The organism is Nocardia takedensis NBRC 100417, from assembly GCF_000308695.1.
GTDB lineage: Bacteria > Actinomycetota > Actinomycetes > Mycobacteriales > Mycobacteriaceae > Nocardia > Nocardia takedensis.
The window spans coordinates 137,220-159,832 of sequence record NZ_BAGG01000093.1 but is presented as its reverse complement, the minus strand read 5'-3'; the positions used below and the strand labels follow the sequence as shown (position 1 = coordinate 159,832).

General features: G+C 70.3%; 22 protein-coding genes and 1 pseudogene. 17 read left to right on the top strand and 6 right to left on the bottom strand.

From position 1 onward, the window contains the following. Positions 1-28: 28 nt before the first annotated feature. Positions 29-985, top strand: a complete 957-nt coding sequence (locus ON30_RS19720; RefSeq protein WP_040708964.1) for an electron transfer flavoprotein subunit alpha/FixB family protein — start codon at positions 29-31, stop codon at positions 983-985. A gap of 58 nt (positions 986-1,043) precedes the next feature. On the opposite strand, the gene ON30_RS19715 is transcribed toward ON30_RS19720, so the two are convergent. Beyond that, complete coding sequence (locus tag ON30_RS19715) at positions 1,044-1,901, bottom strand: LysR family transcriptional regulator (RefSeq protein WP_040708963.1); 858 nt, start codon at positions 1,899-1,901, stop codon at positions 1,044-1,046. 176 nt (positions 1,902-2,077) lie between these two features. Between ON30_RS19715 and ON30_RS19710 the strand changes: the two are divergent. From ON30_RS19710 to ON30_RS19700, 3 genes and pseudogenes are all read left to right on the top strand, one after another. After that, positions 2,078-3,351: pseudogene (locus tag ON30_RS19710) on the top strand (NAD(P)/FAD-dependent oxidoreductase). A gap of 165 nt (positions 3,352-3,516) precedes the next feature. Further along, the gene (locus tag ON30_RS19705; RefSeq protein WP_040709255.1) at positions 3,517-4,344 is read left to right on the top strand and encodes a GNAT family N-acetyltransferase; all 828 of its coding nucleotides are present in this window, start codon (positions 3,517-3,519) and stop codon (positions 4,342-4,344) included. Positions 4,345-4,349: 5 nt separating this feature from the next. After that, positions 4,350-5,408 carry a lysophospholipid acyltransferase family protein gene (locus ON30_RS19700; protein ID WP_245554144.1) on the top strand — a complete coding sequence of 353 codons (1,059 nt, stop codon included), beginning with the start codon at positions 4,350-4,352 and terminating at the stop codon, positions 5,406-5,408. 31 nt (positions 5,409-5,439) lie between these two features. On the opposite strand, the gene ON30_RS36240 is transcribed toward ON30_RS19700, so the two are convergent. Next, the gene (locus tag ON30_RS36240) at positions 5,440-6,207 is read right to left on the bottom strand and encodes an MspA family porin (RefSeq protein ID WP_051029547.1); all 768 of its coding nucleotides are present in this window, start codon (positions 6,205-6,207) and stop codon (positions 5,440-5,442) included. A 201-nt stretch (positions 6,208-6,408) separates the two neighbouring features. On the opposite strand from ON30_RS36240, the gene ON30_RS19685 reads away from it, so the two are divergent. The 4 genes from ON30_RS19685 (at position 6,409) to ligA (ending at position 12,098) form a co-directional block, all read left to right on the top strand. Further along, a complete protein-coding gene (locus ON30_RS19685; RefSeq protein ID WP_040708961.1) occupies positions 6,409-7,632 on the top strand; it encodes a cysteine desulfurase family protein in 1,224 nt (407 codons plus the stop codon). After that, positions 7,632-8,747: a tRNA 2-thiouridine(34) synthase MnmA gene (mnmA, locus tag ON30_RS19680; RefSeq protein ID WP_040708960.1), complete on the top strand. Its 1,116-nt coding sequence runs from the start codon at positions 7,632-7,634 to the stop codon at positions 8,745-8,747. The genes ON30_RS19685 and mnmA overlap by 1 nt, the downstream gene beginning before the upstream one ends. 78 nt (positions 8,748-8,825) lie before the next feature. Further along, positions 8,826-9,878, top strand: coding sequence for a methionine synthase (locus tag ON30_RS19675; protein ID WP_051029546.1), 1,053 nt, complete (start codon positions 8,826-8,828; stop codon positions 9,876-9,878). 114 nt (positions 9,879-9,992) lie between these two features. Further along, the gene (gene ligA / locus ON30_RS19670; protein WP_040708959.1) at positions 9,993-12,098 is read left to right on the top strand and encodes an NAD-dependent DNA ligase LigA; all 2,106 of its coding nucleotides are present in this window, start codon (positions 9,993-9,995) and stop codon (positions 12,096-12,098) included. Positions 12,099-12,186: 88 nt separating this feature from the next. Here ligA and ON30_RS19665 read toward each other — a convergent pair whose 3' ends face one another. After that, entirely contained in the window at positions 12,187-12,537 is a 351-nt protein-coding gene (locus ON30_RS19665) for a hypothetical protein (RefSeq protein WP_040708958.1), read from the bottom strand. A gap of 174 nt (positions 12,538-12,711) precedes the next feature. On the opposite strand from ON30_RS19665, the gene ON30_RS19660 reads away from it, so the two are divergent. The 3 genes from ON30_RS19660 (at position 12,712) to ON30_RS19650 (ending at position 14,926) form a co-directional block, all read left to right on the top strand. Beyond that, positions 12,712-13,926, top strand: coding sequence for an AAA family ATPase (locus ON30_RS19660; protein WP_245554127.1), 1,215 nt, complete (start codon positions 12,712-12,714; stop codon positions 13,924-13,926). A gap of 44 nt (positions 13,927-13,970) precedes the next feature. After that, positions 13,971-14,330 carry a hypothetical protein gene (locus tag ON30_RS19655; RefSeq protein ID WP_051029632.1) on the top strand — a complete coding sequence of 120 codons (360 nt, stop codon included), beginning with the start codon at positions 13,971-13,973 and terminating at the stop codon, positions 14,328-14,330. 74 nt (positions 14,331-14,404) lie between these two features. Continuing rightward, positions 14,405-14,926, top strand: a complete 522-nt coding sequence (locus ON30_RS19650) for a GNAT family N-acetyltransferase (protein WP_040709249.1) — start codon at positions 14,405-14,407, stop codon at positions 14,924-14,926. On the opposite strand, the gene ON30_RS19645 is transcribed toward ON30_RS19650, so the two are convergent. Further along, entirely contained in the window at positions 14,923-15,573 is a 651-nt protein-coding gene (locus ON30_RS19645) for an ACT domain-containing protein (protein ID WP_040708956.1), read from the bottom strand. The genes ON30_RS19650 and ON30_RS19645 overlap by 4 nt on opposite strands. Positions 15,574-15,843: 270 nt before the next feature. Between ON30_RS19645 and gatC the strand changes: the two genes are divergently transcribed. Together gatC and gatA are read left to right on the top strand one after the other, a co-directional pair. Further along, positions 15,844-16,143 carry an Asp-tRNA(Asn)/Glu-tRNA(Gln) amidotransferase subunit GatC gene (gene gatC / locus ON30_RS19640; protein ID WP_040709247.1) on the top strand — a complete coding sequence of 100 codons (300 nt, stop codon included), beginning with the start codon at positions 15,844-15,846 and terminating at the stop codon, positions 16,141-16,143. Beyond that, positions 16,140-17,612, top strand: coding sequence for an Asp-tRNA(Asn)/Glu-tRNA(Gln) amidotransferase subunit GatA (gene gatA / locus ON30_RS19635; RefSeq protein WP_040708955.1), 1,473 nt, complete (start codon positions 16,140-16,142; stop codon positions 17,610-17,612). Before gatC ends, gatA begins: the two co-directional genes overlap by 4 nt. A 36-nt stretch (positions 17,613-17,648) precedes the next feature. On the opposite strand, the gene ON30_RS19630 is transcribed toward gatA, so the two are convergent. After that, entirely contained in the window at positions 17,649-18,338 is a 690-nt protein-coding gene (locus tag ON30_RS19630) for a PAS and ANTAR domain-containing protein (protein ID WP_245554126.1), read from the bottom strand. A gap of 174 nt (positions 18,339-18,512) precedes the next feature. Here ON30_RS19630 and ON30_RS41765 point away from each other — a divergent pair, with 174 nt between their 5' ends. From ON30_RS41765 to ON30_RS19615, 4 genes are all read left to right on the top strand, one after another. After that, positions 18,513-18,641: a hypothetical protein gene (locus ON30_RS41765; protein ID WP_281004735.1), complete on the top strand. Its 129-nt coding sequence runs from the start codon at positions 18,513-18,515 to the stop codon at positions 18,639-18,641. A gap of 215 nt (positions 18,642-18,856) precedes the next feature. Then, on the top strand, positions 18,857-20,071 hold the full coding sequence (locus tag ON30_RS19625) for a PP2C family protein-serine/threonine phosphatase (RefSeq protein ID WP_245554143.1): 1,215 nt from the start codon (positions 18,857-18,859) through the stop codon (positions 20,069-20,071). Between the two features lie 104 nt (positions 20,072-20,175). After that, positions 20,176-21,738, top strand: coding sequence for a sensor histidine kinase (locus tag ON30_RS19620; RefSeq protein ID WP_083911554.1), 1,563 nt, complete (start codon positions 20,176-20,178; stop codon positions 21,736-21,738). Next, positions 21,735-22,175, top strand: a complete 441-nt coding sequence (locus ON30_RS19615; RefSeq protein WP_040708954.1) for a response regulator — start codon at positions 21,735-21,737, stop codon at positions 22,173-22,175. Before ON30_RS19620 ends, ON30_RS19615 begins: the two co-directional genes overlap by 4 nt. A gap of 26 nt (positions 22,176-22,201) precedes the next feature. Here ON30_RS19615 and ON30_RS19610 read toward each other — a convergent pair whose 3' ends face one another. Continuing rightward, the gene (locus ON30_RS19610; RefSeq protein WP_040708953.1) at positions 22,202-22,552 is read right to left on the bottom strand and encodes an STAS domain-containing protein; all 351 of its coding nucleotides are present in this window, start codon (positions 22,550-22,552) and stop codon (positions 22,202-22,204) included. Between the last annotated feature and the right edge of the window lie 61 nt (positions 22,553-22,613).

Here is a 22,613-nt window from a genome sequence, read left to right as displayed (position 1 = left end):
GACCGCCACTGCTCAGGAGAGAACACACATGGCAGAAGTACTCGTGCTCGTCGAGCACGCCGAAGGTGCGATCAAGAAGGTCAGCGCCGAACTGCTCACCGCCGCCAAGGCTCTCGGCTCCCCGGCCGCCGTCGTGCTCGGCACGGCCGGCACCGGTGAGAAGCTGGCCGACGCGCTGGCCGCCGCGGGCGCCGAGAAGATCTACATCGCCGAATCCGACGATGTGGAGAACTACCTGGTGACCCCGACCGTCGACGTGCTCGCCGGCCTGGTCGAGTCCGCGGCCCCCGCCGCGGTCATCGTCGCCGCCACCGCCGAGGGCAAGGAGGTGTCGGGCCGCCTCGCCGCGCGCATCGGTTCCGGCCTGCTCGTCGACGTCATCGACGTCAAGGAGGACGGCACCGCCGTGCACTCCATCTTCGGCGGCGCGTTCACCGTCGACGCCAAGGCCACCGGCGACGTGCCGGTGATCTCGGTGCGCCCCGGCGCGATCGAGGCCAACGCCTCGGCGGGCGCGGGCGAGAAGGTCACCGTCGAGGTGCCCGCCCAGGAAGACGGCGTGGTCAAGGTGACCTCGCGCGAACCGGTCGTGGCCGGTGACCGTCCGGAGCTCACCGAGGCGGGCATCGTCGTCTCCGGTGGCCGCGGTGTCGGTTCCGCCGACAACTTCTCGGTGGTCGAGGCGCTGGCCGACTCCCTCGGCGCGGCCGTGGGCGCGTCCCGCGCGGCCGTCGACTCGGGCTACTACCCGGGCCAGTTCCAGGTCGGTCAGACCGGTAAGACGGTCTCCCCGCAGCTCTACGTCGCCCTGGGCATCTCCGGCGCGATCCAGCACCGCGCGGGCATGCAGACCTCGAAGACCATCGTCGCGGTCAACAAGGACGAGGAAGCCCCGATCTTCGAGATCGCGGACTACGGCATCGTCGGCGACCTGTTCAACGTCGCCCCGCAGCTGACCGAAGCGGTGAAGAACCACAAGGGCTGACCCCGGTCATCACCCACGAGTACGGCCCCGGACCAGTAGGTCCGGGGCCGTACTCGTGTTACGCGCGGTGCAGGGTGCGCAGCAGCGTGCTCAGGATGGGGGAGGGGCGGGCGTCGTCGCGGACGATGGCCGAGACGGGGATGCGCAACCGGTGTTCGGTCAGGCGCAGGACCACCAGGCCCTCGGTGGGACTGTCGGCGTAGAGGACCGTCCACGCGTCGGGGCGGTTGATCAGTTCCATCGTGGCCGTGTGGTCGGGCGGGATCGGCGGGCCGAAAGTGGGGCCGACGGGCAGGTCGGCGAACGCGGTGCGGATCACGGTGTGCAGCAGCACCTGTTCCTGTTCCGGGGGCAGCAGCAGCGGGTAGGGGCTGAGTTCGGCGAGGGTGACGGTGTCGCGTTCGGCCAGCGGATGGCCGTCGGTGGTGGCGATGACCAGGTCCTCGACCCACAGCTGTTCCACCGTGAGCCCCGGTTGGGCGACGCTGCCGCGGATCAGGGCCAGATCGCAGTCCCCGTCGGCGACGGCGGTGATGCGTTGCCGGAACGGCTTGATCACGAATTCGATCTCCGCGTCGGGGTGCGCCGCGCGCGCGGCGGCGATGGCCGACAGCGACCGGGACGCGAAGGACATGTTGGCGGCCAATCGGATACGGTGTCCGGTGCTGCGCACGGCCGCGCGGATCGCCGATTCCAGACTCAGCATCTGTTTGGCCAGCGGTAGCAGGCGGGTGGTCGCGTCGGTGGGCACGACGGCCCTGGTGGAGCGCTCGAACAGCGAGACCCCGAGGTCGCGTTCGAGCCGGGCGATCTGGTGACTGATCGCCGACTGCGAGATGTAGCACCGGTTCGCCGCCCGGCTGAAGCTCAGTTCCTCGCAGACGGCGACGAAGTATGTCAGCTGGCGAAGCTCCACGACAAGCTCCCATTCATGAATGATCGAGATAAGAGTGATCTCTATTATGCGCCTGAACACATGAAATATCTGCGTTCCGAATGACGGTTGTCAATAAGAGTTAGGAGGCTGTCATGGAACGACCGGTACTGGAGCAAGGGGCCGTCGCGCAGAGCGCGGCCGGGGGAGGAACACAGATGGACCACGCGGACGTCGTCATCGTCGGATCGGGTTCGGGGGGTTGGCCGCGGCCAAGCAACTGTCGAAATCCGGAGTCGACTACGTGCTGATCTCCAGCACGCCCGAGCATCTGTTCCAGCCGTTGCTCTACCAGGTCGCCACCGGTGTCCTCGGCGCGGAGGAGATCGCCCCGCCGATCGCGACCATCCTGCGCAAGCATCGCGGCGCGCGGGTCCGCCTCGGCACCGTCGTGGCCGTCGACGCCGACCGCGGCGAACTCACCTACGAACACGCGGGCGGGCGCGAGCGGATCCGCTACGGATCGCTGATCGCCGCCACCGGCGCGTCGCAATCCTATTTCGGGCGTGACGATTTCGCGGACAAGACGTTCTCGCTCAAGACCGTCGAGGATGCTCGCACCCTGCGCGCGCAGATCCAACGGGTCTTCGCCGAGGCCGCCGGAGCCGACGAGCAGAGCAAGCGGCGACTGCTCAGCTTCGTGGTCGTCGGCGCGGGCGCGACGGGCGTCGAGGTCGCGGGCCAGCTCAAAGAGCTGTCGAAACGCTACTACCACCAAGAGGTTTCGGTCACGCTGGTCGAGGGCGCGGGCACGGTGCTGCCCCCGTTCGGCGGCGGACTGTCGGAATACGCGAAGAAATCGCTCACCGACGGCGGCGTCGAGGTCCTGGTCGACACCTTCGTCACCGATATCGACGCGGGCAAGGTGACCGTCAAGGACAAGGCGGGCGTGGAGCGCGGCATCGCCGCCGAGACGGTGGTCTGGTCGGCGGGCGTGCAGGCGGGCGGCTTCGCGAAGATCCTCGCCGAGGCCACCGGCTGCGAAACCGACCGCGCGGGAAGGCTGTTGATCAACCCCGACCTGACCGTGGGCGGTCACGCCGACATCTACGCCATCGGCGACATGACCTCGCTCAACGGCTACCCCGGCCAGTCCCCGGTGGCCATGCAGGAGGGCAGGCACGCCGCCGACATCGTCCGGCGCGTGAAACAGCCCGGTACCCCCTTCGTCTACTGGGACAAGGGCAGCATGGCGGTCATCAGCCGCTTCAGCGCCGTCGCGAAACTCAACGAGCGCATCAGCTTCCGCGGCGTGCTCGCCTGGGTCGCCTGGCTGGCGGTGCACCTGTTCTATCTGGTCGGGTTCCGCAACCGCTTCGCCGCGGTCGCGTCCTGGCTGGTCGCCTTCATCGGCACGGGCCGACCGGGCTTCGACGAGGTCGACCCCGCCACCGAGGAATCCAGGCCCGTCGCGGAGCGATTGGCCGCCTGAACCGCCCGGATCAGGCCGAAAGCGGCCACCACTTCGCCTCGGCGCGAACGCGAAACCACAGGTCGGTGAACGGGCGGTGTGACCATCGTCTCGTTCACCGAACCGGCATCGCGGGGTTACTTCGAGGTCGCCCCACCGCTGTCTCGGGCTGGCTTCATCACGGATATGACTATTTCGTCCGTGTTGACAGCCCCGGCCAGGTCGACGGATTCAGGGGTGGAACGGTCTCGGTACTCGCTGGTCGTGTCCTCCGACGCCGAGCACCGCGAAGCCGCCCAGCGGTTGCGCTACGACGTGTTCGCCGCCGAACCGGGCTTCAACATGCCCGACAACGGCACCGGGCTCGACGCCGACCGCTTCGACGCGCACTGCGACCACCTGCTGGTCCGTGACGACGCCACCGACACCTTCGTCGGCTGCTACCGGATGCTCCCCCCGGACAAGGTCACCGCGGCGGGCGGCTACTACACCGCCACCGAATTCGACCTCGAGCGCATGGACCCCGTCGGTCGCCGCATCGTCGAGATGGGCCGCGCCTGCGTCGTCCCCGACCACCGCAACGGGTCGGTCGTCACGCTGATGTGGGCGGGCATCCTGCACTACATCCAGCTCACCGGATACGACTGGGTGATGGGCTGCGCGTCGGTCCCGATGCGCGAGAACGCCGCCGACCCGGTCGGCGTGAACGTGCGCGGCGTGCGCGACCTGCTGCTCGGCAGTCACGGCAGCGACCCGGAACGTCGCGTGCACCCGCACAATCCGGTCGTCGTCGACGGCAAGACCCTCGACGAACTGCCCGCCCCCTCGCGCCCCAAACTGCCCCCGCTGCTGCGCGGCTACCTGCGTCTGGGCGCGGAGATCTGCGGCGAACCCGCCCACGACCCCGACTTCGAAGTCGCCGACTTCGTCGTCCTGCTCGGCCTGGACACCATCAACACGCGGTACCTGAATCGCCTCCAGGAATCGGCCGCGAGCTTCGACGGAGGACGGTGAGCCCGATGGTGTTCGACGCGCCACCCGCACAGCCCGTACACGCCTGGATGCCGTCCAGCTCCTGCGGTTCCGGCTGCATCGAGACCACCGACCGGGTCGGCGCCGCCCGCCTGGCCGCCCGCGTCACCCAGATCGCCGGGCTGATGATCGGCTTCCCGATCGTCAACGCGCTCACCCCGCGCGGCCGCCGCGAAGCCGTGCAGCGCGAGTTCTCCCGCGCCCTGCTCGGCACCCTCGGCATCAAGGTGCGCGTGATCGACAACCGCGTCGCGGCGCGGACCGTCACCGAACCCGCGCAGCCCGACCTGGTCACCCACATCGGCGCCGCCCTGCGCCGCGACGACCGCGGCGCGCAGGACGGCGAACCGGTCGTGTTCGCCCCCGCCGACACCGGCGTCCTCGTCGTCACCGGCCACATCGGCTGGACCGACGTGGTCGCCCTCGCCGCCGTGCAGCCCCTCGGCTTCGTCGCCCGCGCCGACCTCATCGAATGGCCGCTGCTGGGCAAACTGGCCGAACGCGTGCGCGTCATCCCGATCGAACGCGAACGCCTGCGCGCCCTGCCCGGCGTCGTCGCCACCATCGCCGCCCGCCTGAGCGCGGGCGAACGCGTGGCCGCCTTCCCCGAAGGCACCACCTGGTGCGGCCGCGCCTACGGCCGCATGCGCCCCGCCCTGTTCCAGGCCGCCATCGACGCGGGCGCCTACGTCCAGCCCGTCCGCCTGCGCTACCTCGACCGCCACGGCGCCCCCTGCTCGGTGCCCGGCTTCGTCGGCGACGACACCTTCGCCACCTCCGCCCTGCGCATCCTGCGCTCGCGCGGCATCGTCGCCGAGATCACCCTCGAACCCCTCGAACACCCCGGCCTGGACCGCCGCGACCTCGCCGCCCGCTGCGAACGCACCGTCCGCGTCACCGGCCAGTCCCTGCACAGCACCGACTCCACCTGGATCGAAGCCACCACCACCCGAGTCGAAGACCCCACCCCCCGCCCCCGCCGCCGCACCATCCCCCTCTTCCGCGGCCGCAGCCGAGACGCCACCCCCCACATCCCCGCCGACTGACCCGAGTCGATTCAGGAGAGAACCGCGTCGGTCAGAGTTTGAGGGGTTCGCCGAAGACCGCGCCGCTGTCGTCGAGTTCGGGGGTGCGGGTCTGGATGGACGTGTACTGGCGGATGGTGACCGGGCCCGCGCAGCTGTCCACCTTGATGTGGAAGTCGCGGATGATGATCTGGACGGTTTTGCCGGGGATCAGGGCTTTGCCCTCGGTGAGATCGATATTGGTGATGTCGCCCGGCGCGAGTTCCAGTTCGGCGAACGGGCCGGGGTCCACCGCGATCGAGGGGGTGACGCCGTTGAACTCCTGCACCTGCCCCGATTCGAATTCCCGCCAGCGCCCGAACTCCTGGGTCCGCGACTCCGCCGACTCCCCGGTGCTCGAACGCTCGACGGTGCGCGACCGCGCCTGCTCGGACCCTTGCCGCTCCACCTGCTCGGTCGCGTAGTTCTGCTGCGGGCCTTCCAGCCCGAACTCGGTGGTCGGATCGATGCCGGGCACCACGATGTCGAGTTTGGCCGCGCACCCGACGGAGTACCCGGTCTTGAGCACGCCTTCGGCGGGCGCGTCCAGACGCCCGTAGGCGACACTCGAGACCAACGCCTCGTAGCTGGTGGGCGCGCCGTTGAGCGGGACGATGCGATTGATCGCCTCGTCGTGGGTGCCGACGGTGAAACTGCCTCCTTCCGAGGCGAAGGTCTTCTCGTGGGGCGGCAGCAGGATGATGTCGGCATGCGCGGTCGGCGCGGGCGTCAGGACCAGCGCCGAGGCGGTGAGACTCGCGATCGGGAGAATCCGCATCATGATCCCGCAGGTTAGCCAATTCGTTGCCGAATTCCCCGCATCGTGCCCGCGTGTGATGCGACCGATGCGCCTTGTTGTCCCGACGTTCACGAGCGGGTCCGGAATCGAAGAGGAGCGGGCGCGAGGTGAAAAAGCCCTTGTCCGCGGGCTGTGAGCAGGGGGGAATAATCGGCGGCAGGGGGCGGCTAGACTTTACTGGTCATGAAGTCGGCATTTTCGGGCTCCGGTGGTGCGCCCCAGACGGTCTACCTCGATCACGCGGCCACCACTCCGATGGTGTCCGCCGCGGTCGAGGCGATGACGGCCGCGTTCTCGCGGTCGGGTAACGCGTCGTCGCTGCACGGGTCGGGGCGGGCGGCGCGGCGGTCGTTGGAGGAGGCGCGGGAGTCGATAGCGGCGGATCTGGGGGCGCGTCCCTCGGAGGTCGTGTTCACCTCGGGCGGTACCGAGAGCGACAACCTGGCGGTCAAGGGGATCTTCTGGGCGCGGCGTGACGCCGACCCGCGGCGGGTCAGGATTCTGGCGAGTTCGGTCGAGCACCACGCGGTGATCGACGCGGTCGAGTGGCTGGAGAAGTACGACGGCGCCCGGGTGACGTGGCTGCCGGTCGACGCCGAAGGGGTGGTCTCGCCGCGAGTGCTGCGCGCGGAGTTGGCCGAGCACGCCGACGAGGTGGCGCTGGTCACGGTCATGTGGGCGAACAACGAGGTCGGCACGATCGAGCCGATCGAGGAGTTGGCGGCGATCGCGCAGGAGTTCGGTGTGCCGTTGCACAGCGACGCGGTGCAGGCGGTCACGCAGATCCCGGTCGATTTCGGGTCGAGTGGTCTGGCCGCGGCGAGTCTGACCGGGCACAAGCTGGGTGGTCCGCACGGGATCGGCGTGCTGCTGCTGGGCAGGCAGGTGCCGTGCATGCCGCTGTTGCACGGCGGCGGGCACGAGCGTGACCTGCGCTCGGGCACCTCGGATATTCCGGGCGCGGTCGGTCTGGCGGCGGCGTTGCGTCAGGGGGTGGCCGAACTGCCCGAGCGTTCGGCGGACCTGCGCGCGCTGCGCGAGCAGATGATCGCGCGGATTCTCGACGCGGTGCCCGAGGCGGTGCTCAACGGCGCGCGCGGCGACCGGCGACTGCCGGGCAACCTGCATTTCACCTTCCCCGGCTGCGAGGGCGACTCGTTGCTGATGCTGCTGGACGCGGCCGGGATCGAATGTTCGACGGGGTCGGCCTGCACGGCAGGCGTGGCCTCGCCCAGTCATGTTCTGATCGCCATGGGCGTGCAGCCCTGGCAAGCGCGGGGTTCGCTGCGCTTCTCCCTGGGGCACACGTCGACCCCTGCCGACGTGGACGCCCTGCTCGATGTGCTCCCGCAGGTGGTGGAGCGGGCCAGGGCAGCTGGTCTCGCCGGTGCGAAAGGTGGTGTGTGATGCGGGTTCTCGCGGCGATGAGCGGTGGTGTGGATTCGGCCGTTGCGGCGGCGCGCGCCGTCGACGCCGGTCACGAGGTGGTGGGCGTGCATCTGGCGCTCTCGGCCACCCCGGGCACGTTGCGCACCGGTTCGCGCGGTTGCTGTTCCAAGGAGGACGCCGGTGACGCCCGGCGCGCCGCCGACGTGCTCGGAATCCCTTTCTACGTCTGGGATTTCGCGGACCGCTTCAAGGAGGACGTGATCGACGATTTCGTCGCCTCCTACGCGGCGGGGGAGACGCCGAATCCGTGTCTGCGCTGCAACGAGAAGATCAAGTTCTCGGCGCTGGCCGATCGGGCGGTGGCGCTCGGTTTCGACGCCGTGGTCACCGGCCATTACGCGCGCCTCGAGGACGGGGTGCTGCGCCGCGCGGTCGACGCCGACAAGGATCAGTCCTACGTGCTGGCGGTGCTGACCGCCCAGCAGTTGTCCCGCGCGATGTTCCCGGTCGGGGACACCCCGAAGCCTGCGATCCGCGCGGAGGCCGCCGAGCGCGGGCTCGCGGTGGCGAACAAGCCCGACTCCCACGACATCTGCTTCATCCCGTCCGGCGACACCCGCGCTTTCCTGGGCGCGAAGATCGGTGTCCGGCCGGGTGCGGTGGTCGATTCCGACGGTCGCGAACTGGCCCGCCACGACGGCGTGCACGGGTTCACGGTCGGTCAGCGCAAGGGGCTGGGGCTGCCCGGTCCCGCCGCGGACGGCAGGCCGCGTTACGTCACCGCGATCGACCCGGAGACGGGCACGGTGCGGGTGGGGTCGGCGGAGGATCTGCAGGTCTGGACGATCGAGGCCGACCGCGCGGTGTGGACGTCGGGCAGCGCGCCCGAGGGGCCGGTGGAGTGTGTGGCGCAGGTGCGCGCGCACGGCGGCACCGCGTCCGCGGTGGCCGAAGCCGTCGGCGCCGGGCTCGTGGTGCGGTTGCGCGAGCCGTTGACGGGTGTCGCGCGCGGTCAGGCCGTGGTGCTGTATCGGCCGGACGAGGTCGGCGACGAGGTGATCGGCAGCGGGACCATCGGCGCGGCCGATGCCGAGCGCACGGTCACCGACAGCGCCGCCGCCGTCGCGGAATAGGATGCGTGCGCCGCTGCGGTGGCCCGGTCCGACGCCGTCGCGTCGGGGCGGCGGTCCGATCGAGAGGGGCGAATCGCGGTGAGCGACAGTCGAACCGAGGAACGCGAGACGGTGTTGCGCGGCGGCGTCGCGACCGGGGTGGGCTCCTGGCCCGGTGTCGATCCGCGCGAGGCCGCCGCGACGATCCTCGGTGAACTGACCGAGTTGGCGCATCTGGTCGAACTGCCCGCCCGGGGCGCGGGCGCGGACACCGTGGGGCGCGCCTCGGCGCTGCTGGTCGACATGCGTTTCGACACGACGCCGCGCGGCTACCGGTTGGCCGCCCGTCCGGGCGCGCTGTCGCGGCGAGCCCGCGATCTGCTGCGCGCCGACCTGGACGCCCTCGAGGAAGTGTGGGAGACGTCGGGTTCGGCGGGCGCCGACCGGGTGATCAAGGTGCAGTCCTGCGGGCCGCTGACCTTGGCGGCGCAGGTCGAATTGCCCGGCGGACACCGCGCGCTCACCGACCGGGGCGCGGTGCGCGACCTGTCGGAGTCGCTGGCCGAGGGCTTGGACCGGCACGTCGCCGAGATCCGCGCGCGTCTGGGCGCGCGGGTGGTTCTGCAACTGGACGAACCGTCGGTGAACGAGGTGCTCGAGGGCGCGCTGCGCGGGGTGAGCGTGCTGAACACGGTGCGATCGCTGCCGGCCCCCGAGGCCGAGGCGGTGCTGGACACGGTGATCACCGCGCAGTCCGTTCCCGTGCTGGTGCACTGTTGCGCGGAACCGCCCGCCTTGGATTTCCTGCGCGGCACGGCGGCGGCGGGGATCGGCTTCGACATCGCCGCGATCGGCACGAAGGACCTCGACTCGGTCGGGGAACTGCTCGACGCCGGGAAACATCTGGTGCTGGGTCTGGTGCCCACGAGCGAACCCGCGGGCCCCGTCGACTGGCGCACGATCGCCGAACCGGGTGTTCGTCTCATGGATCGGCTGGGCTTCGATCGGGCTGTGCTGGGGCGGTCGGTGACGGTGTCTCCCGCGTGCGGGCTGGGCAACGCGTCGCTGTCGTGGGCGCGGCGGGCGCTGGCCTTGGCGGGGGAGGTCGCCCGGGTCTACGCCGACGAACCGCAGGCGCTGACCTTCGACTGAGTCGGACCCGCCGCACGGCATCCGCCGGTGGCGGTCGACGCGCGGGCCGAGCGGCCCGGAATCGGGCCTCGACGTGCGGTGATGTTGTCGGCGCCCTGCATTAGTGTGCCAAGGGTGAGTGAGACCGAGAGTGCGGCGGACCCGGCCACGGCCGAACAGCGCGTGGCGTGGCGGCAACTCGCGGACGAGGTCCGTGAACACCAGTTCCGCTACTACGTGCGCGACGCCCCGATCATCTCCGACGGCGAGTTCGACGCGTTGCTGCGCCGGTTGCAGGAGATGGAGGAGCGCTTTCCCGATCTGCTCACCCCGGATTCGCCGACCCAACTCGTCGGTGGCGGATTCGCCACCGACTTCACCCCGGTCGACCACCTCGAGCGCATGCTGTCACTGGACAACGTCTTCGACTACGACGGTCTGCGCACGTGGGCGAGCCGGGTCGAGGCCGAGGCGGGAACGGACCCGCACTATCTGTGCGAGGTGAAGATCGACGGCGTCGCGCTGAACCTGGTCTACGAGAACGGGAGACTGGTGCGCGGGGCAACCCGCGGCGACGGCCGCACCGGCGAGGACGTCACCCTCAACGCGCGCACCATCGAGGACATCCCCGGCGAACTCACCCCCACCGCCGAATTCCCGGTGCCCGCCCTGCTCGAGGTGCGCGGCGAGGTGTATTTCCGGCTCGAGGACTTCCAGACGCTCAACGCCGCCATCGTCGCCGAGGGCAAACCGCCGTACGCGAATCCGCGCAACACCGCCGCGGGTTCGCTGCGGCAGAAGGATCCGGCGGTCACCGCCCGGCGCAGGCTGCGGATGATCTGCCACGGCTTCGGCCGCATCGAGGGGTACGCGCCGGCTTCGCAGCACGAGGCGTATCGGGCGTTGACGGCGTGGGGGTTGCCGGTTTCCGAGCACACGCGGTTGGTGCGGGGGATCGACGCGGTGATCGAGCGGGTCGCCTGGTGGGGCGCGCACCGGCACGACATCGAGCACGAGATCGACGGCCAGGTGATCAAGATCGACGAGACGTCGCTGCAACGGCGGCTCGGTGCCACCTCGCGCGCGCCGCGCTGGGCGATCGCGTTCAAGTATCCGCCGGAGGAGGCCACGACCACGCTGCTGAACATCCAGGTCAACGTGGGGCGCACCGGGCGGGTCACGCCGTTCGCGGTGATGGAACCGGTGACGATCGCGGGGTCGACGGTGTCGATGGCGACGCTGCACAACGCCGCCGAGGTGGTGCGCAAGGGCGTGCTGATCGGTGACACCGTGACCATTCGCAAGGCGGGCGACGTCATCCCGGAGGTGCTCGGCCCGGTGGTCGACGCGCGGCTCGCCAATGCCAAACCCTTCGTGATGCCCACGCACTGTCCGGAGTGCGGCACGAAACTGGCCCCGGCGAAGGAGGGCGACGCCGACATCCGCTGCCCGAACCAGCGCTACTGCCGGGCGCAGTTGCGCGAGCGGGTGTTCCACGTCGCGGGGCGCGGCGCGTTCGACATCGAGGCGCTCGGCTACGAGGGCGCGATCGAGTTGTTGAAGGCGGGCGCGATCGCCGACGAGGGCGACCTGTTCGACCTCGACGAGACGGGTCTGCTGGCCACCTCGCTCTACACGACCAAGAAAGGCGAGCTGTCCGCGAACGGCCGACGGCTGCTGGACAATCTGCACGCCGCGAAGGACCGGCCGCTGTGGCGGGTGCTGGTCGGCCTGTCGATCCGGCATGTCGGGCCGACGGCGGCGCGGGCGCTGGCCGCCGAATTCGGCGAGATGTCGCGCATCGCCGCGGCCACGGTGGAGGAGTTGGCGGCCACCGACGGCGTGGGGCCGACCATCGCCGCGGCCGTCGCCGAATGGTTCACCGTCGACTGGCATCGCGCCGTGGTCGACAAGTGGCGGGCGGCGGGCGTCCGGATGGCCGACGAACGCGACGAATCCGTCGAACGCACCCTCGAGGGGCTGTCCATCGTGGTCACCGGGTCGCTGGAAGGGTTCACCCGCGACGGCGCGAAAGAGGCGATCCTGCTCCGCGGTGGCAAAGCCTCCGGGTCGGTCTCGAAGAAGACGGCCTTCGTGGTCATCGGGGATTCACCCGGCGCCAAGGCCGCCAGAGCCGAGGAACTCGGGGTGCGCGTCCTGGACGAGGACGGGTTCCGCGCGCTGCTCGACGGCGGACCCGACGCGGTGCGGCAGGACACCGAAGAAGATCCGGCGGTGTAGTTCTCGGCCGTCCGCACCCGGTGGGCCGAATGGCCGCGCGCGTGCGCCCGGCGGAGGCGCGGCAGGGCGCAGGCCCCGCGCCGTCCGACTATTCGGGGAGGACCTGGATGGTGGCGCTCTGCTGGCCGTTGAGGTCGAGTTGGGCGCAGAAGCCGGCCGGTTCGAGTTCGATGTGGCGCTTGTCGGCCTTGCGCTTGCCGGTGGTGTCGATGACGACCCGGGTGCCCGAGGTGGTGCACACGCGACTGGCCCACGGGTTGGCGTAGGTGGCGCTGCCCGCGGGCTGGCAGGTGTTGGTGGAGTTGCTGAAGAACACGCGCGCGGTGCCCGCGGGGCAGCCTTCGGCGACCGCCTGCGGACCGAGCGCGATCAGCGAACCGAGGCCGAGCGCCGCGGCGAGGCCCCCGCGAACCAGCAGACGACGCACCGTGTTTCCCATCGCGCAACCCTCATCCGTCGAAGACAATTCCCCTGCATGCTAACGCCGATCACGGGCGTTGTCGCAGCGTGCGTCGCATCCGTGGGCCGCGCCGGCGGCGCGCGGAGGACGGGCCGCTGTGGGGTGCCGCGGGGGCGGACCGGAAGTATGTCGCCCATGCTGCGGAGTTTTCAGGTGACCAACCACCGATCGCTGGCCGAACCCCAGGAGTTGCGGCTCTCGCGGGGGAGCGGCCCGCTGGCGGTGCCGGTGACCGCGATCCACGGGGCGACGGCCGCCGGGAAGACGAGTGTGATCGACGCGCTGGCGCGGATGCGCGACGCGGTCCTGCATTCGGTGACCGGCTGGGACCCCTACGCGGGTCCGGTGCGCACCCCGCATCTCGGATTCCCGGATCGGCCCACGGAGTTCGAGGCGGGCTTCGTCGCCGAAGGTGTGCCCTACACCTATGGTTTCCGTCTCGACAACGCCGACGTGACCGCCGAATGGCTGCACACCCATCCGCGTTCGCGGCGTCGGATCGTCTTCGAGCGCACCGAGTCCGGCATCCGGATCGGTCCGCAGTTCGAGGCGGCGCGTTTCGGGATCGCGGCGTTGGTGCCGCTGGTGCGCCCGAACGCGCTGCTGCTGAGTCTGGCGGGCCAGATGTACGCCGAGGCGCTGGTGCCCGCCTACCGGTGGTTCTCGGCGTTGCTGGACGTGCACACGGGCGCGCCGGAGCCCGCGGCCGTGGCGCACCGGTTGGGCGCGCACCTGTCGGTCTCCTCGCGCAACGCGGCCCGACTGCTGCTGGCGGTGCGCGAGGCGGGGCTCGGCATCACCGATGTGCTGCTCGCCGAACCGGATCCGCTCTACGCCGACTATCTGCGCGAACTCGACGCCGATATCGCGGGCACCGCCGCGCAGGTGGACCGGTGCGCGAGTTCACCCGGTCACGCCGAGGCGCTGGCGGCCGAACACGGCGTCACCGCGCTCATGCTCGAACGCGAGCTCACGACGTTGCGCGCGGCCCGCGAGGCGATGTACGCGCGGATGACGGCCCGGCGCGGGGCGGGGCTGCGCACCGTGCACGCCGGTGTCGACGCGCCGTTCGATCTCACCGACGAATCCGCCTCCGCGCTGGCGCTGCTGCGCCTGCTGCCCACCGTCTACGACGCCTTGGACGAAGGCCGGGTGCTGGCCGTGGACGATATCGACGCCCGCCTGTCCGCCGCGCAGCTCACCCGCTTGCTCGACCTGTTCCGCAGCCCCGACGCCAATGTCCGCGGCGCGCAACTGATCTTCACCACCGCCGACCCCGAGATCCTCGGTCGCCGGCCGGGAGCGGGCGCCGCCGCGTGGCGGGTGCGGCGCACCGAGCAGGGCACCTCCGAGCTGAGCGCCGTGTAGCGGGCCGTCCCGCGCCCTCGTCGACACCTCATACAGTGGGGTTCATGCTGGAAATCGCGATGCTGATCATCATGGTCACGACGTTGGTCGCCATGATCGTGCTGTACCGGCGGGGGCGGGGCGGCGGCGGGTTCGCGGGCGGGGCGCAGCCGGAACAGGGGTCGCTGTACGTGACGGGCGTTAGTCCCGTGCCGGACGCGCTCGGCGAGCAGTTCGTGACGATCACCGGGACGTTGAGCGGGCCGACGGTGCCCGAGCGGGTGGTCTACGGGCGATTCGTGTGGGAGGTGCACCGCTGGCCGTCGATCGGCGACCATTTCCCGGTGGTGTATCCCTCGGGCAAGCCGGATCGGTGGCAGATCCTGCGTCCGGACGGGCAGGGCGGTGTCGATCTCGGGAAGTGAGCGCCCTGTGACGTGGTTCTCAGTCGCGGGCGGGCCGGTCCGCGGCGGGCGGTGGGGCCGGCAGGATGCCGCACATGGGTGACAGCGCGACCGCACCGGAGATCCGCACGGCTGGTCCGCGGGATTTCGAGGCCGTCGGCGAGCTGACCCTCGAGGTGTACGTGGGGGAGGGCTACGTCCGCCGCCACAGCCCGTATGTGCGGGAGTTGGCCGATACGCCGCACCGGGCCGAACACGCGCAGATCCTGGTCGCCGAGCACGAGGGCCGGGTGCTCGGTTCGCTGACGGTGGCGCGTCCGGCGAGCCCGTACGCCGATATCGCGCGCCCGGGAGAACTGGAGTTCCGGATGCTGGCGGTGTCGAAGGCGGCGCGCGGGCTCGGCGTGGGAACGGCCTTGGTGGACAAGGTGATCGAGATCGCGCGCGCCGAGGATTTCGACGCGGTGGTGCTCACGACCATGCCCGCGATGCTCGACGCGCGCCGCATCTACGACCGCCTCGGGTTCGCGGCCGTCCCGGAACGCGACTGGCAGACCGACGCGGGCGACCCCCTGACCGTCCTGCGCCTGGAGTTGGCCGCGAGTCGGGGGAACTAACCCAGCACGCCCGCGACGATGCCCGCGAGGTAGCCCAGGCGCGCGACCTCGGAGGGGCGGAAGTCGGGGCCGCCGGGGCGACCGAGCATGAGGACCCGGCCGCTCGCGCCGAGCGGGGCGGCGGCGAGTTTGGTGTCCATGTCCTGCCAGATCTCGGGCACCCATTCGGCGTCGGGATCCAGGACGGTGGGCTTGTCCAACGGCATCCACGGGGCGGAGCCCGCCTGGGTCTCGGGTGCGCTCTGGCTGCCGACGACGCGATAGGCCCCTTGCGGGCCGACGTCGATGATCGTGCACCAGCCGACCCGCAGCACCCGGGGCACGCCGTCGACCAGGACCTGCATGCGATCGTCGCGCGCGCCGGCGACCTGGTCGATGAGTTCGAGTTCGCGGTGGGTGTCCAGGACGCCGGAATAGGGGCGGATCGAGTCCACGTGGACGTCGCCGATGGATTCCGCGGCGGTGATGAGCGTGTCCGGGAGCGCGTTGGGCGGAACCTCCACGACCAGATCGTCCACCGCGAAACCCGCGCCTCGCTCGACCACGTCCAGCGAGAGGATGTCCGCGCCGACGGAGCCCAGTGCGAGCGCGAGTGCGCCGAGGCTTCCCGGGCGATCCGGAAGTTGCACGCGGAGCAGATATGACACGCGCGATCCTTTCCTCTTGCCGGCCGAGCGTGGTCGTCGGATACCCCGGTGGGGCAATCCTTACACCCCGGACCGTCTGTTATCGACTCGAATAGGCGCGGGTGAGCAACGCCACGCGGCAATTTCGTGCCAGACCGGCGTGTCTCACTAGTTCCGTGGGTGTGTCGTCGCATTCCGGGCGCGCGCGAGGGGGCCGTCGTCCATGGGGCTAGGCTGGCTGGGTTCTCCGATTCCTCACCACGCTCGACCATGCCGAAAGGGGTCCCCGCGGTGCCCGCCATCTCCCGCGACGAGGTCGCACACCTCGCCCGGCTGTCCCGGCTCGCGCTGTCCGACGCCGAACTGGACCAGTTCGCCGGTCAGCTCGACTCGATCCTGAGCCACGTGCGCACCATCTCCGAGGTCGCCGCCGCCGACGTGCCGCCCACCTCCTCGCCGAATCCGGCGACGAACGTGACCAGGCCCGACGAGGTCCGGCCGAGTCTGACCCCCGGCGAGGCGCTGTCCGGCGCGCCCGCGGTGGAGGAGCAGCGTTTCGTGGTCCCGCAGATCCTGGGAGAAGGCGAATGAGCGATGTGACCACCAGCACCGCGGCCGAACTCGCCGCGCGCATCCACGCGCGCGAGATCAGCTCCGTCGAGGTCACCCAGGCCCATCTGGACCGGATCGCGCAGGCGGACGGGGAGATTCACGCGTTCCTGCACGTCGGCGCCGAGCAGGCGCTGGCCGCCGCGGCCGCCGTGGACGCCACGCTGGGGTCGGGGGCCGCGCCCGCTTCGCCGCTGGCCGGCGTCCCGTTGGCGCTCAAGGACGTGTTCACCACCGTCGACGCGCCCACCACGTGCGCGTCGAAGATCCTCGAGGGCTGGGTCTCGCCCTACGACGCGACGGTCACCGCGCGGTTGCGCGCCGCGGGCATCCCGATCCTCGGCAAGACCAACATGGACGAATTCGCGATGGGTTCGTCCACCGAGAACTCGGCCTACGGCCCCACCCGCAACCCGTGGGACACCTCCCGGATCCCGGGCGGGTCCGGCGGCGGTTCGGCCGCGGCGCTGGCCTCCTACCAGGCCCCGCTGGCCATCGGCACCGACACCGGCGGCTCCATCCGGCAGCCCGCCGCGGTGACGGCCACCGTCGGCACGAAACCCACCTACGGCACCGTGTCGCGCTACGGCCTGGTCGCGTGCGCGTCCTCGCTGGACCAGGGCGGGCCGTGCGGTCGCACCGTGCTCGACACCGCGCTGCTGCACGAGGTGATCGCCGGCTACGACCCGCGCGATTCCACCTCCCGCGACGTGCCGGTCGCACCGGTGGTGGCCGCGGCGCGCGAAGGCGCGGCGGGCGACCTGCGCGGTGTGAAGGTCGGCGTGGTCAAGGAATTGCATTCCGACAGTTACCAACCCGGGGTCATCGAATCCTTCGACGCCGCCGTGGCGGTGCTGCGGGAACTCGGCGCCGAGGTCGTCGAGGTGTCCTGCCCGAACTTCGAGTACGCGCTGTCGGCCTACTACCTGGTCATGCCCAGTGAGGTGTCGTCCAACCTGGCCCGTTTCGACGCGATGCGCTACGGCCTGCGCGTGGACGACGACGGCAACCACAGCGCCGAACAGGTGATGGCCGCCACCCGCGCGGCCGGTTTCGGTCCCGAGGTCAAACGCCGCATCATGATCGGCACCTACGCGCTCTCGGCCGGCTACTACGACGCCTACTACGGTCAGGCGCTCAAGGTGCGCACGCTGATCACCCGCGATTTCGACCGCGCCTACGAACAGGTCGACGTGCTGGTCTCGCCGACCAGTCCGTTCACGCCGTGGAAGCTGGGCGAGAAGGTCGACGATCCGCTGGCGATGTACCTGTCGGACCTGTGCACTCTGCCCACCAACCTGGCCGGTCACCCGGCGATGTCGGTGCCGTCGGGGCTCAGCCGCGACGACAACCTGCCGGTCGGCTTGCAGATCATGGCCCCGGCCCTGGCCGACGACCGTCTGTATCGGGTGGGCGCGGCCTACGAGGCCGCGCGCGGTCCGATCGCCTGAACCCGTGCCTTCGCCCCGCGAGCGGCGGGGCGAAGGTCAGTTCTGCTCGGCGGTGAGCCGCAGGTGCGCGGTGAGCAGCAGGTGGTCGAACTGGGTCTGGGTGTGCGCGGCCGGACCGGGCAGGGTGTCCAGGTCGCGGATGATCTGCGCGGCGAGGTCGCGCAGTTTGGTATTGGTCTCCTGGGAGCGCCAGCGCAGCACGTCGAACGCCTGCTCCGGGCTGATGCGGTAGACGTAGCGCAGCACGCCCTTGGCCTGTTCGATGGCCGCGCGCGACTCCTGGAGTTCGGGCAGCGTCTCGGCGACGACGTCGCGGCGCTCCTGGTCCAAGGCGGCCGTCAGGTCGATGTAGTAGCCCGTGGTGCCGACCACCACGTCGTCCTCGATCAGGGCGTCGGCGAGCACGATGACCTCGTGGAGCTCGCCCTTGGTGTCGATGATCCGGTGCCTGCTGCAGAAGGGCTGCGACTTGGCGACCGAGTCGGAGATCACCGAGGCGACCCATTCCCGGTCGTCGGGGTGCTTGTGCGAGAGCAGCATCTCGGTGGTGGGAACGGCTTCGCCGACCCCGTAGCCGTGCATGGCCGCCACCTCGTCGGACCACTCCCACCGCTGGTCGGCGAAGCGGAAGCCGAACCGGCCCGCCGTCAGCGCCAGACCGCCGCCGAGCACCTGGTCCGCGGCTTCGGTGGCGTCGGCGTCGTCGACTTCCTTGATTTCGGTCACCGGACGAGTATGCCTAATTCCTCGAACGCGCGTTCGTGGGTCCGGTCGCTTCGTGATGCGCGGGGTACGTGGTGCGGGTGGTGCCGCGGACAGGCTAGGCTACGTCAGCCCTTCACGGGAGCTAAGCTCCGAGGGGCCCCGCTGATCCGGAAAGGCCGGGTACTCCAGGTGTTGGTGAACGAAACCAGCGATTCGGTTTCGAAGGCGGTCGGACCGGGCAGCGTGCTCGCGCCGGTCGCCGCGCGGTGTCCGCTCGCCCTCGGTGTGCGCGAGGTCGCCGCCGCGCCGCGCTCGCGTGCGTGATCGAACAGCCTCCGTCGGCGGTCGTCTAGGGTGGCCGTGGTGCGTGAATCCGTCGGGTGACGGAATTCGCGACGCCTCGAGCTCTGCCGCGTACCACGACGGTGAGTATCCCATCGCTGGACGAGAAGGAGATCGGTGTGAGACTGTCCGGACGAGGTGACGGTATCGGCCGTTTGTCGTCCGAACTGTCCGGTCTGGCCGGGACGGAGGCGACACTGGAGCACGTGGGTTCCGGAGTGTGGCCGCGGCCCGAGCCGATCGTGCTGCTCGTGGAGGACGACGAGGCCGACGCGGTGCTCGTCGAGGAACTCATCGCCGACGGCGCACCCGGCATCCGGTTGATCCTGGCCAGTTCGATCGCCGAAGCCTACGCGCGCATGTCCGAGGCGTTGCCCGACTGCGTGCTGCTGGACCTGAACCTGCCCGACGCGCACGGTCTGGACGCGTTGGCCCAGGTGCACGCCTTCGCCGAGGACGTTCCGGTAGTCGTGCTGACGGGCTTGGACCAGGAGCGGACGGGTTTGGCGGCGGTGGCCGCAGGCGCGCAGGACTACCTGGTGAAGGGGCGTGTCGAACCCGAATTGTTCGGTCGCGCAATCCGTTACGCCATCCAGCGAAAGCACACCGAATTGGCCTCGGCGGCGCTGCGGCTCAGTCAGATGCGCGCGGAGGAGAACGCCCGCCTCGAGCGCGGACTGCTGCCGACACCGTTGCTGCGCGGGGAACGCGTCATCGATGTGGTCGCGCGGTATCGGCCCGGCCGGGTCAAGGCGCTGCTCGGCGGCGATTTCTACGATGTGGTGCAGGACGCCGACGGCACCGTGCACGCGTTGATCGGCGATATCTCCGGCCACGGTCCGGACGAGGCCGCGATCGGGGTCGCGCTGCGATTGGCCTGGCGCACACTGGTTCTCAGCGGGATCACCGATTCGCGGCAGTTGCGGCTGCTCGAGGAGGTGCTGCGGGTCGAACGGACCGGTCGGCGCACCTTCGCCACGGTGACGACGCTGGTCCTGGACCCGCTGCGCCGCACCGCCGCGGTCCGCCGCGCGGGGCACCACGGCTTGTTCGTCTGCGACGCGCGCGGAGTGGAGATGATCGAGGTGCCGGGCGGACCGGCGCTGGGGTTCGTTCCCGGACAGGCCGATTGGCCCGCCCACGAGTTAGCCGTGCCGCCGGGCGCGGGCCTGCTGCTGTTCACCGACGGCCTGTTCGAAGGGCACATCGGCGCGGGGCACGAGCGGTTGGGTGAGGCGGGGCTGCTGCGGTTGGCCCGCGGGCTGTGCGAGCGCGCGCCCGAGGAGTTCGTCGACGAACTGATCGGTCGGGCCGAGACCCTGGCCGCCGACCACGGCGGGCTCGCCGACGACGTCGCGGTGCTGTACCTGCGGTGGAGTACGAACGATGCGGAGCGGGGCGGCTTTCGGTGACATCGACCCAACAGCCGTCGTCCTCGCGACGGATCTCGGACCGGCGCGCGGATTTCGCGGGCCGCTTCACCGTGCAGGCGTGGTTCCAGATCGTGCTGGGCGTCATGGCTCTGCTGCTGCTGGTGTTCGCGATCGCGGGCGCCACCCTCATCACCCAGGGCAATCGGGTGGCCGACCGCTTGATCGACGACGTGCAGCCCGCCACCGCCGAGGCGTATCGGCTCCAGGCCGCGCTGATCAACCAGGAGACCGGCATCCGCGGCTACGCGATCACCGCCGATCAGCAGTTCCTCGAGCCCTACCTGCAAGGCAAACAGGACGAGGCCGCGGCGGTGACGCGGCTGCGGAGTCTGCTCGCCGATCGGTCGGTGCTGCTCGAGGACCTGGAAGCGGTCGAGACCGCGGCGGCGAACTGGCGCGAGGGTTACGCCGAACCGCTGGCCCGCAACGTCGTGCCCGGCATCCCGGCCACCGACGATTTCGCCGCGGCGCGCGGCAAGACGCTCTTCGACCAGATCCGGGCGCGCTCCGTCGAACAGAACGACCAACTCGCCGCGACCGCCGCCGAGGATCGCGCCCAACTGCGTCACGTGCGCCTGGTCCGCGACGTGGTGCTCACCGGCATGATCGTGGCCTTCCTGATCACCAGCGTCGTGCTGACATTGCTGGTCCGGCGGCTGGTGGCCCGGCCGCTGGCCTACCTCGAGGATTCCTCGCTGAAGGTGGCGGGCGGTGATTTCGAGCACGAGATCACCGCGCACGGTCCTTCCGATCTGGCCACCGTCGCCGAGGCGGTGGAGGGGATGCGACGCAGGATCGTCGCCGAGTTGGCCTCCTCGCGCGTGCAGGAGGCCACCTTGGAGAAACAGGCCGCCAACCTGGACGCCCAGACCATCGAACTGCGCCGCTCCAACGCCGAACTCGAGCAGTTCGCCTACGTGGCCTCCCACGATCTGCAAGAGCCGCTGCGCAAGGTGGCCTCGTTCTGTCAGTTGCTGGAGAAGCGCTACGGCGATCAGCTCGACGACCGCGCCTCCCAGTACATCGGCTACGCCGTCGACGGGGCGAAGCGGATGCAGGTGCTGATCAACGACCTGCTCACCTTCTCGCGCGTGGGGCGGGTGGCCGACCGCACCGAGGCGGTGGCGCTGGAGGCCACCCTGGACAAGGCGGTGCAGAACCTCGCCTCGAGCATCGAGGAGACCGGCGCGGTCATCGAGCGTCCCGAGAGCCTGCCCGAACTCACCGGCGACCCGACCCTGCTGACCATGCTGTGGCAGAACCTGATCGGCAACGCCGTCAAATTCCGGCACCCGGATCGCGCGCCGGTGGTGCGCGTCGAATGCGAACCGGAGCCGGCCCCCACCCCGGGATGGCGATTCGCGGTGTGCGACAACGGCATCGGCATCGCTCCCGAATTCGCCGACAAGGTCTTCGTGATCTTCCAACGGCTGCACAGCCGCGACGAATACAGTGGGACAGGTATCGGGTTGGCCCTGTGCAAGAAGATCGTCGAATACCACGGCGGCCGTATCCGGCTCGACGCGGACTACGACGGCGGCGGTTCGGGCGGCACCCGTTTCGTCTTCACCCTGTTCGACCCCGAACCCTCCGACCCGGCCGTCGCCGTCTCGGACCGACCATCCGACAAGGAGCTCACCGCGTGACGGTATCCGGCAGACCCATCGACATCCTGCTCGTCGAGGACGATCCGGGCGACGAACTGATGACCAGGGAGGCGTTCGAGGACAATCGGATCGGCAACACCCTGCACGTCGCCCACGACGGCGAGGAGGCCCTGGAATTCCTGTACCGCCAGGGGCGGTACGCCGACGTGCCCAGGCCCGATCTCATCCTGCTCGACCTGAACCTGCCCAAATACGACGGCAGGCAGGTGCTGGAGAAGATCAAATCCGATCCGGATCTGGCCCACATCCCGGTGGTGGTGCTCACCACGTCCTCGGCCGAGGAGGACATCCTGCGCAGCTACAAACTGCACGCCAACGCGTATGTGACCAAACCGGTCGACCTCGACCAGTTCATCGCGGCCATCAAGCAGATCGACGACTTCTTCGTCCAGGTGGTCCGGCTGCCGCAGCGGTGACCCCGCCGCGACAGCCGCGACCGCGGTCACTCGGCCTCGACGGCCCGATCCACGTCGTCGAACAGCGCCAGGAGCTTGTCCAGCCCCGTCACCTCGATCGGGCGGCGCACCTGGTCGGAGGCGACCACGCGCAGGCCGCCCGCCGGGGCGGCCTCACTGGCCACCAGCAGCACGCTCAGGCCCGCGGAGCCGAAGAACCCCACGCCCGACAGATCCACCACCAGCACCGGCGGCTGCGCTTTCAGCGCCTCCTCGATCGCGGACTGCAACTGCGGGGCCGAGGCGACGTCGACTTCGCCGTTGACGGTGAGCACGGCGGTCGAGCCGACCGTGGAGCTCTGGACATCGAGCAGCAAATTCTTGCCTTCCGTGCTCATCGGACCGCCACCCCGGCGCGGGCCGTGCGGTCGGTGACTGTGCGCACTTCCGGTGCGCTCG